The sequence below is a fragment of the Pseudomonas iridis genome, from assembly GCF_017980685.1.
Classification (GTDB): Bacteria; Pseudomonadota; Gammaproteobacteria; order Pseudomonadales; family Pseudomonadaceae; genus Aquipseudomonas; species Aquipseudomonas iridis.
This window is the reverse complement of record NZ_JACXXO010000002.1, coordinates 475,190-492,269: the sequence shown is the minus strand read 5'-3', so window position 1 is coordinate 492,269 and position 17,080 is coordinate 475,190. Positions and strand designations below refer to the sequence as shown.

Here is a 17,080-nt window from a genome sequence, read left to right as displayed (position 1 = left end):
CAGAGGATCGCCCATGGCCAAACCCAATTACTCCTTCGCCAAACGTCAACGAGACCTGGAAAAGGAAAAGAAGAAAGAGGAAAAGCTTCAGCGCAAGAAACAAGTAGCTGAAGAAGCGGCACTGAACCCTGACGGTGAAGTGGCGACGGATGATGATGTTGATGCAACCGAAGCACCGAAAGATCAGGCGCCCGACGCCTGAGCCCCACCGGGTTTGATGATCGAAATCAGACCCCGCGGATCCGTGAAGGGGCTGGCGGTACGACCGCCGGCCCTCACAGTTCTCCCCGCCGCATCCGAACACCACACGAGAACCCGCCCCCACAGGGATTGTGTCACTCGACTGGCATCACCGTGACCCGCACTTCCGGATCATGGCTCCCCCCGCCCAGAATCACCCCGCGCAACGGCGACACATCGGAAAAATCCCGTCCCCACGCCAAAGTGATGTGCTCCAGCGCCGGCTGCACATTGTTGGTCGGATCGAAATCCACCCAGCCCAGCACCGGGCAAAACACCGATACCCAGGCATGCGACGCATCGGCGCCGATCAATCGTGGCTGCCCCGGCGGTGGCCGAGTCAACAGATAGCCGCTGATATAACGTGCCGCCAGGCCTCTTGAGCGCAAGCAGGCCAGCATCAGATGCGCGAAGTCCTGACAGACCCCACGACGGCGCTCAAGCACTTCCACGAGCGGCGTCGCCACCTGGGTGGCTTCGGCATCAAAGGTGAATTCGCTGAAAATCTTCTGCATCAGGGCCTGGACGCCCAACAGTAACGGCTGCCCGGGTGGAAAACAGCTTTGCGAGAACTCGACGAAACTGCGTTTCAAATGCACGTACGGTGACTGGAAACGATAACGGCAAGCCTCAAGCAGATCGGAGGGTAGCGGCTGGCTGCTGTAGGTCAGTGCATTACGCGTCAGCTCCCACGCCGGAGACTGGTTGAAATCGAGCGACGGTCGCGCCAGCACTTCCACGGTGAGCCGGGCGTTGACCTGCAACTCATCGTGCGGTCGCTCGAACGCCAGCCGCGTCAACGGATTGCCGAACACATCCAGCTCATCGCGCCGTGCCGATGGTTGCGGGCTGATCAGCAATTGTCGTTGCGTGCAGCGCTGCCAACTGCACTCGCGCGGCCACAGGTGCGCCAACTGCTGGGCCAGCGAGACCGGGCTGTCGTAGTGATAACAGGTGTCGTGGAAGATCTGGTAATGCGCGCTCATCAGACGGACACCGTGCGCTGGCTGACATCATCGACATGGGCGAAATGGCGCAGGGCCAGTCGATCCGAGACTTGTCCGCTGGCTTCGGCAATCTCTTGCAGCAGATCCGCCAGACCATCGAGCGCCGAGCGCACGCTGGATGCTCCGAACAATGGATTCTCCAGGCAGCCCAGATCAAATCGTGCCAGACGGTCGACCAGTTGCGGCAATCCGGCCTCCCGTGGCACGCCGAAATCATCGTTCAGGCGTTTCAACGTACGAGTCACCAGTTTCAGCTGGAACAACACCGCATGCGGGTTCTGTTCATCGAGCAGCAACAGGTCGAGCACCGGAATCAACTGCGCCACCGCCAGATAACGTGAGCGGTAAGTGATGCTGCTATTGCCCAGTTCCAGCAACCACTCGAGCCCGGCCTGATCGAACGCAGCGGCGCCACGCAGAAACCCCGCCAGACTGCTGCTGAGAAATTGCAGGCGCTCGATGCGCCGACCGATCATCAGGAAGCGCCAGCCTTCGTCACGGGTCATGTCGTCCAGGGCAAACCCTGACAGCGCCGCCAGCGACATCACCAGACGGTTGAGAAAGTCCAGCAACTCGCCAAAATCCGGCTCGTCGGTCTCCAGCTCCAACGCTTCACGCTGCAACTCGACCAGCGCCTGCCAGTTTTCCCGCGAGAGCTTGCCGCGCACCTGCGAAGCCGCCCACTGCAAGCGTTGCAGGTTGGAGCGCAGGCTGAACGACCAGTCTTCGCCGAGCAGGGCGGCCAGCAAACGCTCCGGCAGTACACCTTCGTCCGGCAACAGCGACAGTCGCTCGCCGAGATCAACCGCGGCTTGCAGCGCTTGCGGGTCGTCGCCGTCGACATACCGCGCGAGCATGATGCGCAGCAGCCGCGCACTGTCATCGCAGCGCTCGCAGTAACGACCGAACCAGAACAGGTTTTCCACCACCCGCGACGGCAGATAAGGATCGCGCCTGACCAGATCGTGCACGCCGACGTTGCGCTGGGTCTTCCACTGTTCGCCGCTCGGCGGACGATCGCCCAGCACCCAGGTGTCCTTGCTCGCCCCGCCGCGCTGCATCGACACCACTTCGGCGTCAGCCTCGGCCGCCACCCGGGTCAGCCCGCCCGGCAGCACTCGATAGCCATCACCGCTGGCCGCGGCGTACACACGCATACCGATCGCTCGAGGTTGCAACTGGCCGTCTTCGGCTTGCCAGATTGGCGCCTGGGAGAGCTGGGCCAACTCTTGCGCAACATAGGCGTAAGGACGCGCCTGCATGCGCTCAGCGAGGGATTGGCGCTGCTTTTCACTCAGATCGCGGCCGAACACCGGCGCGAAGCTTTGTGAAGGAAAGGCCGGTTTGATCAACAGTTCAGGCAGTTTTTCCAGCGCCTGAGCCAGCACCGGCGCCTCACCACACCACCAGGTTGCAATGGAGGGCAGGATCAACTCTTCGCCGAACAGGAATTGGTTGATCCTCGGCAGAAAACCCAGCAAACCCGGCGACTCCAACACGCCGCTGCCCAGCGCGTTGGCGACCAGCACCCGCCCCTGGCGCACCGCCTCAAGCAGACCGGGGACGCCAAGCGCCGAGTCCGTGCGCAGCTCCAGTGGATCGCAGAAGTCGTCGTCGAGCCGCCGCATGATCGCGTGCACCCGGCGCAGGCCGCTGAGGGTCTTCAGGTAGACCGTGGCATCACGCACCGTCAGATCACCGCCCTCCACCAATGGATAACCGAGCTGACGCGCCAGATAGAGGTGTTCGAAATAGCTTTCGTTGAACCGCCCCGGCGTCAGCAACACCACCAGCGGCGCCTCGTCATCAGTGGGCGCCTGTCGAGCAAGTGTTTCCTGCAACGTGCGAAAGAAGCCGGCCAGATGCTGCACCTTCAGATCACGGTACAACTCGGGGAAGGCCCGGGACACGATGGTGCGGTTTTCCAAGGCGTAACCGGCACCCGAGGGTGCCTGCGTGCGATCTGCCGTCACCCACCAGCGCCCGTCCGGCGTGCGCGCCAGATCCACGGCGTACAGATGCAGAAAAGCACTGTCCGGCGGCACAATGCCCTGACACGGCCAGAGAAAATTGTTGTGGCCGAATACCAGCTCCGCCGGCAGCAAACCTTCGCTGATCAAGCGCTGCGGCCCATACAAATCGGCCAGCACGGCATTGAGCAGTCGTGCTCGCTGGGCGATCCCGGCCGACAATTGCTGCCACTCATCCGCCGCAATCACATGCGGCAGCAAGTCCAGCTCCCACGGCCGATCCGCGCCTTTGGGATCGGCATAGACGTTGTAGGTGACGCCGTTTTCCTGAATCTGCCGGGCCAGCAATGCCTGACGCTGCACCAGTTGCGCCGGTGTGCTGCGCTGCAATTGGTCGAACAGCCGTCGCCAATGCGGGCGCACCGCACCGCTGGCATCCAGCAGTTCGTGGTAAGTGCCCGCCGTCAGCGGGTAGCGGTCTAGCAGGTCAGGCATGGAAAGCTCGGCAGACAGCAAGGAAAGGTCAGACTAACGCAGGCAGATGACGCCCGGATAGACGAAAAATCCGGGCGCTGTGTGCGATTCAGAAACGGCGTAAATCGATTGTCATCGGTAGCTCGTCGTTTATTTCCACATTGGGTATAGGAAGTTTCCCCGGGGTGTGTCCGACCCGGAAGAAACGCGCCATGCGCCGGCTCTCCGCTTCGTTGGCGTTGACCGGCAGCGATTCGTAATTGCGCCCGCCCGGATGCGCGACGTGGTACTGACAGCCGCCCAGAGAGCGCGCCATCCACGTATCGAGCAGGTCGAACACCAGTGGCGCGTGCACGGGGATGGTCGGTTGCAGGCAGTTGGCCGGTTGCCAGGCGCGGTAACGTACGCCGGCGACAAACTCGCCGACTCGCCCGGTCGGATGCAATGGCACCGCGATGCCGTTGCAGGTCAGCAGGTAGCGTTGCGGTGGCAGGCCTTTGAGCTTGACCTGCAAGCGCTCCAGGGATGAATCGACGTAACGTACCGTGCCACCCGTCGTGCCCTCCTCACCCAGCACATGCCAAGGCTCAAGGGCCTGACGCAGTTCCAGTTCGATACCGTTGACCGCGTAATCGCCAACCTTGGGAAAACGAAATTCCAGATGCGCCGCGAACCACTCGGCCCGCAGCGGATAACCGGCACTGTTGAGTTCTACGATAACGTCGGCGAAATCCTGTTCGATGAAGTGCGGCAGCATGAACCGATCGTGCAGTTCGGTGCCCCAGCGCGCCAGTTTCGACGGCGCATAAGGCTCGCGCCAGAAACGTGCGACCAGTGCCCGCAGCAACAATTGCTGGGCCAGGCTCATGCGCGCGTGCGGCGGCATTTCAAAGGCGCGCAGCTCCAGCAAGCCGAGGCGCCCGGTGGCGCCGTCCGGTGAATAGAGTTTGTCGATGCAGAACTCTGCGCGATGGGTGTTGCCGGTGACATCGATCAGCAAGTTGCGCAGCAGTCGATCGACCAGCCACGGTGCGCACGCTTCGCCCGGCTCCGGCATCTGCGCGAAGGCGATTTCCAGTTCATACAAGGCGTCGTTACGCGCCTCATCGACACGCGGTGCCTGCGAGGTCGGACCGATGAACAAGCCGGAAAACAGATAGGACAGCGACGGATGGTTGTGCCAGTAACTGATCAGGCTGCGCAGCAGATCCGGACGGCGCAGAAACGGTGAGTCCGCCGGCGTCGCGCCACCGAGGACGAAGTGATTGCCGCCGCCGGTGCCGGTATGGCGCCCGTCGATCATGAACTTCTCAGTGGTCAGGCGGGTTTGCCGCGCCTCTTCATAAAGAAACTCGGTGCGCTCGACCAACTCGTCCCAGGTCGCCGACGGCTGCACGTTGACCTCGATCACGCCCGGGTCCGGGGTGATACGGAAATTGCTCAGGCGCGGATCGCTGGGCGGCTCGTAGCCCTCCAGCAGCACCGGGCAGCGCAGCTCTTCAGCGGTGGCTTCAATGGCTGCGACCAATTCCAGATAATCCTCGACCCGCTCCAGCGGCGGCATGAACAGGTACAAACGGCCCTCACGGGCTTCGGCGCAGAACGCGGTGCGGGTCAGCCAGTCGGCGGATTCGTCGATTTTCGGTTGGCGTTCGTCAGCCGAGGCCGGTTCGCCGTGACTGTTGAGTTGCGCAGTCTGCGGCAGCTCGGGGAAGTCCTGGTTCGGGTCCTGGGGATGGATAAACGGATACTCGGCCGCTTTCACCCAAGGCTGCGCGCCCAACGGCAAACGATAGCCCAGCGGAGAGTCCCCCGGCACCAGACGGCAATGCTCGTCGCGCAGATACCAACGCCCGCTCTGCCATTGATCGCCCTTGGCGGTGCGCGCCAGCGGCAGCACCTGGCCGATGACCTTGTCGAGTCCCTGACTGAAGACTTTGCGCAGCCGCGCACGCTCCAGCGGTTCTTCCAGACGCGAATCTTCGGCGCTGACGTTGCTCGGTAAAGTGCCCTCACGCCACAGGTAATAGAAATTGTCCTCGTAGGCCGGGAACACAAACCGCGCAGGCAGTTTCAGACGTTCGGCAACACTGGCCAGAAAGCGTCCGGCCAGTTCGCCATCGGCGGCGTAATCCTGCTGTTCATCGGCGATCAACGCGTTGTTGCGCCAGATCGGCACGCCGTCGCGGCGCCAATAGCAATTGAGCGACCAGCGCGGCAGCTGTTCGCCGGGATACCACTTGCCCTGGCCGAAATGCACCAGCCCCTGGGGCGCGTAATGTTTACGCATGCGCTGGAACAGCTCGGCTGAGAGCCGACGCTTGTCGTCGCCGAGGGCGGCAGTGTTCCATTCGGCGCCGTCCGGGTCGTCGATGGAGACGAAGGTCGGCTCGCCGCCCATGGTCAGGCGTACGTCGCCCTCCAGCAGGTCGGCATCGATCTGCCGGCCCAGCGCCTGAATCGCCAGCCACTGCTCGTCGGTGTAAGGCTTGGTGACCCGTGGCGCCTCCCAAATCCGTTCCACGGACATTTCATGGCTGAACCGGGTTTCGCAGGGCTCGACCATGCCGCTGATCGGTGCCGCCGAGGACGGATCGGGACTACAGGCCAACGGGATATGCCCTTCACCGGCGAACAGCCCTGACGTGGCGTCGAGGCCGATCCAGCCGGCGCCCGGCAAATACACTTCGCACCAGGCATGCAGGTCGGTGAAATCGATCTCGGTGCCGGATGGCCCGTCGAGGCTTTTCACGTCGGCGGTCAGTTGAATCAGGTAACCGGAGACAAACCGCGCCGCCAGTCCGAGGTTGCGCAGCAATTGCACCAGCAGCCATGCCGAGTCGCGGCACGATCCAGAGGCGTGTTCGAGGGTGTGCTCCGGGGTTTGCACGCCCGGCTCCATGCGAATCAGGTAGTTGATGTCTTCGCTCAGACGCTGATTGATCGCGACCAGAAAATCCACAGCGGGCAACGGCGTGCGGTCAATGCCGTCCAGATAGGCTTTGAATGACGGCGTCAGCGGCAGGGTTTCGAGGTAAGGCGCCAACTCCTTGCGCTCATCGGTGGCATAGGCAAAGGGGATTTTCTCGGCGTAGGGTTCGAGGAAGAAGTCGAACGGGTTGAACACCGCCATTTCCGCCAGCAGGTCGACTTCAATGCGCAGTTCGTCGGTTTTCTCCGGGAACACCAGCCGGGCGAGGTAATTGCCCTGGGGGTCCTGCTGCCAGTTGATGAAGTGCTGCTCGGGCGAGACTTTCAGCGCATACGAAAGAATCCGCGTGCGGCTGTGGGCAGCCGGGCGCAGGCGAACGATCTGCGGGCCGAGTTCGACAGCGCGGTCGTAGCGGTAATGCGTGACGTGATGCAATGCGACATGAATCGACACGGCGTGCCTCCTGCGAGCCTAAGCGTATTCGAAAGCGCGCAAGACTTATGCCATGCACAGGCTTGGGCGCTTTTGCGGAATGCTCAGGGCAGTACAGCACCAAAATCGGGCGATGCGGGGAAATGCTTTGGCGAAGTTGCGCCTAATTGTGGCGAAGATCAAAAGATCGCAACCTGCGGCAGCTCCTACAGGGAAATGCGAATCCCACTGTAGGAGTTGCCGCAGGCTGCGATCTTTTGACTCAAAAAAAAAGCCAACCCGAAGGTTGGCGTTTGCTTTAGCGTGGCACGACCGGTTTGCGTGTCGGCTTCGGCCCTTTGCCTTTGGCCGCGTCCTTGCGCTCCTTGGCGGCCTGCTGGTTGCGGGCGAACGCCGCAGCCTTGGCCTGTTCACGCTTGTCCCACGGATTGCCGCCATCACTGGCACGCGGCGGCAGGCCGGTGTGCTGAGTGAGAATCCTGGTGGTCTTCTCTTTACCTTCCTTCGCCACTTTATGGCTGCCAGCCGGCGTCGAGTTCTTGCGACGGGCGCTCTGGTAGGTGTCGGTAGACGGCTGATGCAACGGAATCAATTGATCCTTGCCCGGCCCGATCAGATCGCTACGGCCCATGCGTTGCAGCGCTTCACGCAGCATCGGCCAGCCCTTCGGATCGTGATAACGCAGGAACGCCTTGTGCAGACGACGTTGCTCTTCGCTCTTGACGATGGTCACGCTGTCACTCTTGTAGCTGACCTTGCGCAGCGGGTTCTTGCCCGAGTGGTACATCGCGGTGGCGGTGGCCATCGGCGACGGGTAGAACGCCTGCACCTGGTCGGCACGGAAGCCATTGCCCTTGAGCCACAGGGCCAGGTTCATCATGTCTTCGTCGGTGGTGCCCGGGTGCGCGGCGATGAAGTACGGAATCAGGTACTGCTCTTTGCCTGCTTCCTTGGTGTACTTCTCGAACATGCGCTTGAACTTGTCATAGCTGCCAATGCCCGGCTTCATCATCTGGTTGAGCGGACCTTCCTCGGTGTGTTCCGGGGCGATCTTCAGATAACCACCCACGTGGTGGGTCACCAGCTCCTTGACGTACTCCGGCGACTCGACCGCGAGGTCATAACGCAGGCCGGAAGCGATCAGGATCTTCTTCACACCCGGCAACGCACGGGCACTGCGGTACAACTGGATCAGCGAGGAATGGTCGGTGTTCAGGTTCGGGCAGATCCCCGGAAACACGCAGGACGGCTTGCGGCACGCGGATTCGATTTCCGGCGTCTTGCAGGCGATGCGATACATGTTCGCGGTCGGGCCACCGAGGTCGGAAATGACGCCGGTGAAGCCTGGCACCTTGTCGCGGATCTCTTCGATTTCGCGAATGATCGACTCTTCGGAACGGTTCTGGATGATCCGGCCTTCGTGCTCGGTGATCGAGCAGAAGGTGCAGCCGCCGAAGCAGCCACGCATGATGTTCACCGAGAAACGGATCATGTCGTAGGCCGGGATTTTTTCCTTGCCGTACGCAGGATGCGGGACACGTGCGTAAGGCATGCCGAACACGTAGTCCATTTCTTCAGTGGTCATCGGAATCGGTGGCGGATTGAACCAGACGTCGACTTCGCCATGTTTCTGCACCAGCGCACGGGCGTTGCCCGGGTTGGTTTCCAAATGCAGCACGCGGTTGGCGTGGGCGTACAACACCGCATCGCCACGCACCTTTTCCATCGACGGCAGACGAATCACGGTCTTGTCGCGGGTCATGCGCGGGCTGGCCAGAATCTGCACGACCTTGGCTTCTTCCGGATCATCGACCGGCCCCTTCTCCTGCTCGATGGCGCAGGCCTGGGTGTCCTGGGTGTTCACGTACGGGTTGATGATCTTGTCGACCTTGCCCGGACGGTCAATGCGCGTGGAATCGACTTCGTACCAGCCCGCAGGCGTGTCACGACGGATGAACGCGGTGCCGCGCACATCAGTGATGTCTTCAATCTTGTGACCGTAGGACAGACGCTGGGCGACTTCGACAATCGCCCGCTCGGCATTGCCGTACAGGAGGATGTCGGCGCAGGCGTCGATCAGGATCGAGTTGCGCACGCGATCCTGCCAGTAGTCGTAGTGCGCGATGCGGCGCAGCGAAGCTTCGATGCCGCCGAGCACGATCGGTACGTTTTTGTAGGCTTCCTTGCAGCGCTGGCTGTAGACCAGACTGGCGCGATCCGGACGCTTGCCGGCCATGCCGCCCGGGGTGTAGGCGTCATCGGAACGGATTTTCTTGTCCGCGGTGTAGCGGTTGATCATCGAGTCCATGTTGCCGGCCGCGACGCCGAAGAACAGGTTCGGCTCGCCGAGCTTCATGAAGTCGTCTTTGGACTGCCAGTTCGGTTGGGCAATGATCCCGACGCGGAAGCCTTGCGACTCCAGCAGCCGGCCGATGATTGCCATGCCGAACGACGGATGATCGACGTAGGCATCTCCCGTAACAATGATGATGTCGCAGGAATCCCAGCCAAGCTGATCCATCTCCTCCCTGCTCATCGGCAGGAATGGCGCTGGCCCGAAACATTCGGCCCAATATTTTGGATAGTCAAATAACGGCTTGGCTGCTTGCATGTCGGACGACCGGTGTTGAGATGAAAAATCGCGGTCGCGGAATATAGCACAAAATTTAACCAATTCCGACGGCAATGGTCGGTTTCTCTTCATCCCTGCATCACAGAGGCCGTCGGACGCCCACTCCCCTGCCGGGGCAAGCGTCCCGGCCATGCAATCACGATATCCAAGCCTTGCATTATTGCGGGGCGAACATGACAACGACTCAAGGATGAGTACTCATGATCGGCAAGACCAGCAAGGGCGCCAGCGGCGCCACCACGACAACGTTACCGAAAACCGGCGCGCCGGGACCTGATGGTCATCCGCGCATCGACGTCCATACGGTTCATCCTGCGGTCCTGCCCCATCGACCTGCGATCACGCGGCCTGATGGCGTCGATCCTGACGCCATCATGCCCGCGCCCACCGTACAGGTGAGCGCCATGCAGTCGCCGCTGAACGCGACGCTGCCCCCGCTATCGCGTGGCCTGGAAGATTACCGGGTGACGCCGCCGGGGTGGGACGACTCCCCTGCCCAGGGCGCGCGCATCATCAAGGGGCGCACCTACGTCACACTGCCCGACAACCACATCGTGCAGATCGCGATGGATCCTGAAACCGGGTTCTACCGGGCCAGGCACTCAAGCGAGCGCACGCCGTCCGGCCCACCCCTGCAACCCGATGCCGACGGCCAGTACTGGCGCGAAGTCCCTCGCCACGAAGCATCACCGCGGCACCTGAGTGACAGTCGCCTGGAGGCCTTTCGCAGCGAGATCGATTTCACCGGCATCGCACCCGACGCCGATGGCCTGCACCGTTTTGACGGCAGGCTTTACGCCCTGATCCGCAGCCACGCCTATCAAGTCGTGCGTGACCTTGAAGTGTCTACACCAACCACACCGGTCTGGCGCATCGTTCGCGCCCAAGACCCCGTCGCTGGCGATGCCGACAATGTCTACGTGGGCACTCGACCGGGCCGTTCGGAGCCGGTGGTTTTCGACCCTCGGCACGGCTGGATCGAAGCGGCGGTGCCGGGTGTCGGTGGCCTGTACCGCGCAGAGACACAGATACCGTGGTTCAACCCGGACTCCTACGGCGAAAGGTTGCGCGCGCTGCTGCCCCCGCAGCGCCGCGCGCGCGCGCTATTCCCCTTCCTGGACGAAAACCAGATCAACGCAATGCTGCAGAACATGGGCGTGGATACGCCGACGCGCCTGGCGCAGTACGAACGGGAGCTGAACGCCTTGCAGCGCCAGTTATCCTTCTGGCACCACGGCGACCAGACTGTCGCCCGTCAACGAATTATCGATTGCTGGAGAAAGAAGGGGGTTGTGCATCTGGCCGCCGCTGGCCCGCTGCTGGGCGAAAAACTTGATCTGAGTGGTCTGGGCCTGACCAACATGCCCTCTCTGGACGGCATCGACTTCCGTCATGTGACCGCCCTGGATCTGAGCAACAACAAATTGATTCTTGCCACGCACCTCAAGCCTTTCAAACACATCACCAGCCTCGACCTGTCGAGAAATGAACTGATCGACCTGCCCTACGACCTGCGTGAAATGCACGGTCTGACCCACCTGAACCTTGAGAAAAACCGGATTACCATCGACAAGTACACCTCACCGCTGCCATTAAAACTGGAGGTGGTAGTGCTGAACGATAACCTGATCAAGGAAAGGCTAAACCTCAGTCGCCTGCTTTTTCTGCGAAAGCTCGGACTGGCGCGCACAGGGCTGACGCAATGGCCGGAGGGTGTGAACGAGGCAGCGTTTCTTGAAATTCTCGATCTGCGGTCCAACCGGCTTACCGAAATTGCCGACTCGATTATCTCGCCCTCTCAAGACCAGCTGGTGCGGTCGGGAATGTTGAGCAACAAGATTTATGTTCGGGACAATCCGCTTTCCGCTGCCACCCTCGAAAAATTGAGGCTGTATCTGGTACGCCTGCGCATCGCCGGCTTCACCGATGCGCGCCCGCAGACTCTGCTGAGCGAAATCGCCGCGCCACTGCCCCCTCAGCAACCGTAGGACGCGAGGCACCTTCGCGGACACAAACCTTCACTGGACTTGCAGCAGCCCTGTCTGACAGGGCTGCTCGACGACTGCTCAAGGATGAGTATTCATGATCGGCAAAACACCCAAGGCCCCGTCCGGGCCCACCGCAGTAAAATCCCCGAAAACAAGTACCTCGTGGGCTGATGGCCTGGCGCGGATTGATCCCGCTGGCGGCACCTTTCACGCACACCACGGTACGGCGGCGCCCGCGCGCGTGGGCGGCGACATCGACGCAATCACCCCGGCACCGGCCGTGCAGGTCAGAGCCTTGCCTGCGCACACTGGCCTTGCGGCGCAAACGGCGGCGCCGACGCTGGAGGACTTCTGGATCGCGCTACCCCCTGGCTTACCGGAGCCCGATGTTCAGGGGGTGCGCACGATCGAAGGGCGCCAGTACGTGACCCTGGCGAACGGCCGCTTCGTGCAGGTTGCGGCGGACCCGGAAACGGGTGGTTATCGGGCCACGCGATCAAGTGAACGCGTACCGTCGGGGCCGCGACTGCTGGCCGATGCCGATGGCCGATACTGGCAGGAAGATCGACCTCAGGCGCCCCATGACCTGTCCGATACCCGCCTCGACGCTTTTCGCTGTGACCTGGATTTCACCGGTATCGAACCCGGCAGCGACGGCCTCTACCGGTTTGCCGGCAAGCTCTACGCCGTCATTCGTACTCGCGCTTATCAGGTTCTGCATGACACCGATGCCTCAACACCCGACACCCAGGTGATGCGTATCGTGCGCGCCGGGGACGCCGTGGCCCATGATGAAAACAATGTCTACTTCAGCACGCGGCCTGGCCGCTCGGAGCCGGTCGTGTTCGATGCCCGGCGTGGGTGGGTCGGCGCCAGCATCCAGGGCGCAGGCGGGATGCAGCGCGTGCACCGAGGCCAAGCCATGCACCAGCAACTTGTCGACAAGACACTCGCGCTCGAAACCGAAGGATTGCTTGTCCAGGCAGCCGGTGAAAAACGCTCAGAGGCAACCGATAACTGGCGCGCTCAGGAGCAGGGCAGCCAAGGTGAAAGAGGTGCACTGGCAATGCTGGAGGTGCGTCTTCGTCAAGAACTGGATCTGCTCAAGGCCTACATCGGCCGGTATGTAAACGAGCGGTACTGGATCAGCCGGGTCAAACCGGAAGGCATTTTCAGGAACGAACTGCACGAATTGCGCGTGCAGAGCGTCGACAATTGTGACCGTCTGATTGGCGCCAGCGACCGGCGCAAGCTCATCGAGCTGGGTGATTTGCACGACACGCGCGCAATGTACGAGGCCATTGCCGAGCACCTGTGGAAAAAACGCGAGATCCTGCAGATCCGTCAGCAACTGGTCGACGACATTCTCAGACAATCACGCTCTTCGGCGCTCGAAACCGCCCTGCCCACGACACATTCGATGGACTTGCAGGTGATTACCTCCGGCTGGGTCGAGGCTCGCAGCCGACTGCTCAGCGGCGACCCCGGCGATAGCCAATCAGCGTTGGCGCAATGGGCACGCTCGTACATTGAAACGGCTTCGGCGTTCCATGACATCGACAGCGTTCCGCAACAGGCGCGCCTGGCGATCATCACCGGCCTGCTGGACCAGACCGCCGCGATCAAGGCCTCATACGAAAACCTCGCGTTCGCGCCGGATTCTGCCGAGGCCGGTGTCCGCCGGCAAATCATCGAGGTCATGCAATCATTTGAGGAGACCCTGGAAAAGCGGGCAAGTCGCTATCACCGCGAACAGCTGACCACTCTGGCGATGCCGGCGCAGGACGAGGTCATCGACTTTGACTTCGTGCCCAATCAGGAAAACGCCGGGCAGGCACCTGCACGCCGACGTCTGTTTCGGGCCCGTCACCACGACGTTTACAAAATCAGTGTCGGCCTTCCGCGACGTACCGCTTCAGGCGAAGAAGTGATTGATGTCACAGACCCCGGCAGTGTCGAACAGGTCTGGCAGACGTACGAGCGCCGCGATGGCGAGTGGCGCCGACAGGCACCGCCTCCGGACATGGCGTTGCCCACGCTGATGGCGCTGGCCAATGAGCGAATGGAGCAATGCGAAGCCCACCTTAGAAGCGCCAGGCAGGATGAAAAAGCCAGGCGCAATGCCAGCAACATCGTGGAGTTTCTCGGCGCAAAAGCCGAGCAGCTCGATGACGTCGCGTTACAGCTGGAACGACAGCCGAATGCGGCCGACGAAGAGATCGCTGTGCTCATCAGCCAGTTGCGTCAGAACAGCCAGCGACTGCGCCAGGAAGGTGAGGACATCCGCGTGCGGCTCTACAAGGACAAGTCGTTCCTGAGCGCCAGCCGAGTGGCTTACCTGCTCGGCCAGAACCAGATCGTCGCCATGAAGACCCACACCCGGCTCGAACGGGGCAAGGGCAGCAACAAACATTATCTGGATATCTATTCGCTCAATGACAGGCGCACTGGCGAGCCGCTCTGGCATGCACATTTTCATTACGCAAAGGCAGACAGCGCCGCCGGTGATTTCACCGTTCAGGGCGGCCACCTGAAAACTCTCGAACAGAGCAGTTCGGGTCTGGCCTCCCAACGCCGGGATCAACAGGCCGGGCGGGTGCACGTCCCGATCTGGCGCGAAGCAATCGACAGCAGGACCGCGCAGAAGATTTTCGATGTTGCGCAGTGATAGCTCGCCCGTCCACGCCAGCACACCTTCCCCATCAGCCCTTGTACCCGCAGGGCTGATGGAGCAACCACTCAAGGATGAACACAATGGGAACCAAAACCCCGCCCCGCGTCACCGTCTCGGTCGATGTCCACACGCCACCTCGGCACACCGCAGATGGCAGCACCGCGCATCGCCAGGACGGTGACTCGTCGAATACTCATGCGCCACGACCGTCAAGGCCAGGCATGACGCCTGACAACGTGGACGTCGATGGGATTCATCATGTGCCAGCACTGACGGTAGGAAAAATTGGCACTACCACGGCATCAATACCGCCCCATACGCAGACGACCCTGACGCTGGAGCAGTACCGAATTAACGCGACACCCATCCACGTGCCGCTCGACGCAAACGATTTGCGCCTGCACAAGGGGCGCCATTACGCCGACCTGCATGACGGAGGCGTGACGCAGGTTGCGGTGGATGCGGACACTGGCCTGTACCGAGCCACCCGGTCCAGCGAGCGGATCGCGTCCGGCCCGCTGCTGCGGCGCGACCCTCACACCCGGGTCTGGCATCCGCTGACTGATGCCGATACCGCGACCTTCCCTCTGACCGAGGCACGCCTGCAGCCTTTTCGCACCGAACTGGATTTCAGCGGGGTCGAGCCCGGCAGTGACGGACTGTGGCATCACGACGGCAAACGCTACGTGGTCATCGGAAAAGGGGCGTATCAGGCGCTGCAGGATCTCGAAGCTTCCACGCCCGGGCAGCCTGTCCTGCGCATCGTCAAGGCAGCCGATCCGGTGGCCGCCGATAGCACGAACATCTATCACGCCAGCCGCGCTGGCGTGAGCCTGGCCGTGACTCGAGAGGCCGCAGACACCTGGGTTGGCGTCGCGGTGGGTCTGCAGGGCGGCATGCGTCGCAGTGCGCAGGCCAGGCTCACCAAAGACGTGCTGCTGGAGCGGTACCGTCCAATCAGTGAGGCTTTTCAGGTGATGAGTCAATCACACGCAACCTACGAGCAGCTCTGGGGCAAGGCGCGTGAATTGCCGGATGCCAGCGATGAAAAAACCAGGGCCTTGATCGGCCTGGAAGTGCATTTGCTCAAACACATCAAATTAGAGACTGACTTCGTACAGTCCTGCGTCGATAACCGGGAATGGCTGATTCACCTGAAGACCAGTGGCCTGTACAAACAGGAGCTGCATACCTTCCGCAAAGAGAGGGTGCAAAGCCTCAACCGGCTCATGGTGGTGATGGACTTGCGGGTACGGCCCACGATCGCGGCGCTTACCTTCGACAGTTTCAGGCGGTCCCTCACCCATCTGAACAAAAAGCTCAAGTTGCTCGATGAGCGCCAGGCCGTGATCGATCAAATCCTCAAAGACTCACGCGACTCCGCCGATGAAATCATCGAACTCAACAAGACAGTGCCCGGCCACGATCAGGTCAACGGTAGCAGGCTGACCCTCTATCTGCGCCTGCTGTCGGACCACCCTGAACACCCGCCGGAGGTCGGGACTCAGTCACTGCAGGCGATCAAGCTGCTGACCGCCGATATCGATAGCATTCCTGAGGCAGAGCATCCCTTTGTCCTGATCTACGCGCTTGATTGCCTCAAGGAAGACAGGTTGCACATCGCATCGCTGGCGACCTCCAGCAGCCCGGAAAAGGCCGGCTACATCAGGGAGATCCTGGCGTTGATCGAACCGTTCGAGCAGCGCATCGAAAGCCGCTTGAACCAGCAATATGAATCGTGGGGCGGTGATACGGAGCTGCCAGGTCTGGATCAGGACATCGACTTCGACTTCGTTCCGCGCCAGCCAGCGACGAGCGAAACCGCCGCGCCGCCGCTGCCACGCAAAATGTTCCGCACCCGTCAGCACGGTACCTACAAGGTGTTGATCGGCGAGACCGAAACGGCGGCCGACGGCAACGTTACGATCAATGTTCCTGACCTGTTCAGCCCGGATGCACCGCCCCAGCGATACGAAAAAAGACAGGGAGAATGGCAGCCTGTGCGGCCTGCAGTCGCCCCTGCCTCAAGGCCGGAATTGATCCGTGAAGCCAACCGGTTGCTGGATGACGTTGAGGTACACCTGGCCGAAGCAAAGGCGAAAGAAGCCAGGAATGAATACCCCGGCGAGATCATCCGGTACCTCGGCGAGCACGCCGATCGCTGCAGCGATCAGGCCACTGCGCTGGAAAACAGCCCCGGGGCCGCCGAGGATCCGGTCATGACCAGCCTGTCCAGACGTTTGCGGGCGGCTGGCGCGGCACTGATTCGCGGCGGACACACCGTGCAGGTCCGGATGTACAAGAACAGGCAGGTGCTGGACATCATGCGCCTGAATTTCCTGCTGGATAACGCCGAGCTGACGGCGACACGAACCGTGGTTCGCAAACCATTGGGCAAGGGCAGCAAGAAGTCTTTTCTGGACGTCTACAGCCTCCAGGATCGTACCGGCCAGGCGCCCTTGTGGGAGGCGCATTTTCACTATGACAGCGAGCACAGCCCGGCGCTGAACTTCCAGGTCAAGGGCGGCCATCTCAAGACGCTTGAGCAAAGCCGGCTGGGCCTTGAATCCCAGCGCCGGGATGCCGGGGCCGGACGCCCGCACCTGGGCATCTGGCGCGAGACGTTTGATGGCAAGACCGCACGCAAGATATTCGACCTGGCGGCCGCGACGCCCGCCAACCCGCGCTGACAGACCAGCGCGATAACCGACCCGACCGGGTCACCCATGAA

At 61.7% G+C, this 17,080-nt stretch carries 8 protein-coding genes; 4 read left to right on the top strand and 4 right to left on the bottom strand.

The genetic code is table 11. From position 1 onward, the window contains the following. Nucleotides 1–13 precede the first annotated feature (13 nt). Nucleotides 14–202 carry a hypothetical protein gene (locus IEQ42_RS07045; RefSeq protein WP_042557406.1) on the top strand — a complete coding sequence of 63 codons (189 nt, stop codon included), beginning with the start codon at nucleotides 14–16 and terminating at the stop codon, nucleotides 200–202. A gap of 133 nt (nucleotides 203–335) precedes the next feature. Here the strand turns inward: IEQ42_RS07045 and IEQ42_RS07040 are convergent, their stop codons facing one another. From IEQ42_RS07040 to IEQ42_RS07025, 4 genes are all read right to left on the bottom strand, one after another. Further along, on the bottom strand, nucleotides 336–1,226 hold the full coding sequence (locus tag IEQ42_RS07040; protein ID WP_210703022.1) for a transglutaminase family protein: 891 nt from the start codon (nucleotides 1,224–1,226) through the stop codon (nucleotides 336–338). Then, complete coding sequence (locus IEQ42_RS07035) at nucleotides 1,226–3,712, bottom strand: circularly permuted type 2 ATP-grasp protein (protein WP_210703021.1); 2,487 nt, start codon at nucleotides 3,710–3,712, stop codon at nucleotides 1,226–1,228. The genes IEQ42_RS07040 and IEQ42_RS07035 overlap by 1 nt, the downstream gene beginning before the upstream one ends. Nucleotides 3,713–3,800: 88 nt before the next feature. Then, the gene (locus tag IEQ42_RS07030; protein ID WP_210703020.1) at nucleotides 3,801–7,076 is read right to left on the bottom strand and encodes a transglutaminase family protein; all 3,276 of its coding nucleotides are present in this window, start codon (nucleotides 7,074–7,076) and stop codon (nucleotides 3,801–3,803) included. Nucleotides 7,077–7,353: 277 nt separating this feature from the next. Next, a complete protein-coding gene (locus IEQ42_RS07025; protein ID WP_047299499.1) occupies nucleotides 7,354–9,666 on the bottom strand; it encodes a YgiQ family radical SAM protein in 2,313 nt (770 codons plus the stop codon). A 221-nt stretch (nucleotides 9,667–9,887) separates the two neighbouring features. Between IEQ42_RS07025 and IEQ42_RS07020 the strand changes: the two genes are divergently transcribed. The 3 genes from IEQ42_RS07020 to IEQ42_RS07010 all read left to right on the top strand — a co-directional run bounded on the left by IEQ42_RS07020 (nucleotide 9,888) and on the right by IEQ42_RS07010 (nucleotide 17,039). Next, nucleotides 9,888–11,675 (top strand): leucine-rich repeat domain-containing protein, encoded by a 1,788-nt coding sequence (locus IEQ42_RS07020; RefSeq protein WP_210703019.1) that lies wholly within the window; start codon nucleotides 9,888–9,890, stop codon nucleotides 11,673–11,675. 94 nt (nucleotides 11,676–11,769) lie between these two features. Continuing rightward, nucleotides 11,770–14,343 carry a hypothetical protein gene (locus IEQ42_RS07015; RefSeq protein ID WP_210703018.1) on the top strand — a complete coding sequence of 858 codons (2,574 nt, stop codon included), beginning with the start codon at nucleotides 11,770–11,772 and terminating at the stop codon, nucleotides 14,341–14,343. An 86-nt stretch (nucleotides 14,344–14,429) separates the two neighbouring features. Further along, nucleotides 14,430–17,039: a hypothetical protein gene (locus IEQ42_RS07010; protein ID WP_210703017.1), complete on the top strand. Its 2,610-nt coding sequence runs from the start codon at nucleotides 14,430–14,432 to the stop codon at nucleotides 17,037–17,039. The last annotated feature ends 41 nt before the right edge of the window (nucleotides 17,040–17,080 follow it).

Excerpts from the sequence above, each read along its gene's own strand:
- IEQ42_RS07035 (WP_210703021.1), bottom strand. The coding sequence starts at position 3,712 with ATGCCTGACCTGCTAGACCGCTACCCGCTGACGGCGGGCACTTACCAC.
- IEQ42_RS07045 (WP_042557406.1), top strand. The coding sequence starts at position 14 with ATGGCCAAACCCAATTACTCCTTCGCCAAACGTCAACGAGACCTGGAA.
- IEQ42_RS07040 (WP_210703022.1), bottom strand. The coding sequence starts at position 1,226 with ATGAGCGCGCATTACCAGATCTTCCACGACACCTGTTATCACTACGAC.
- IEQ42_RS07025 (WP_047299499.1), bottom strand. The coding sequence starts at position 9,666 with ATGCAAGCAGCCAAGCCGTTATTTGACTATCCAAAATATTGGGCCGAA.
- IEQ42_RS07015 (WP_210703018.1), top strand. The coding sequence starts at position 11,770 with ATGATCGGCAAAACACCCAAGGCCCCGTCCGGGCCCACCGCAGTAAAA.
- IEQ42_RS07010 (WP_210703017.1), top strand. The coding sequence starts at position 14,430 with ATGGGAACCAAAACCCCGCCCCGCGTCACCGTCTCGGTCGATGTCCAC.
- IEQ42_RS07020 (WP_210703019.1), top strand. The coding sequence starts at position 9,888 with ATGATCGGCAAGACCAGCAAGGGCGCCAGCGGCGCCACCACGACAACG.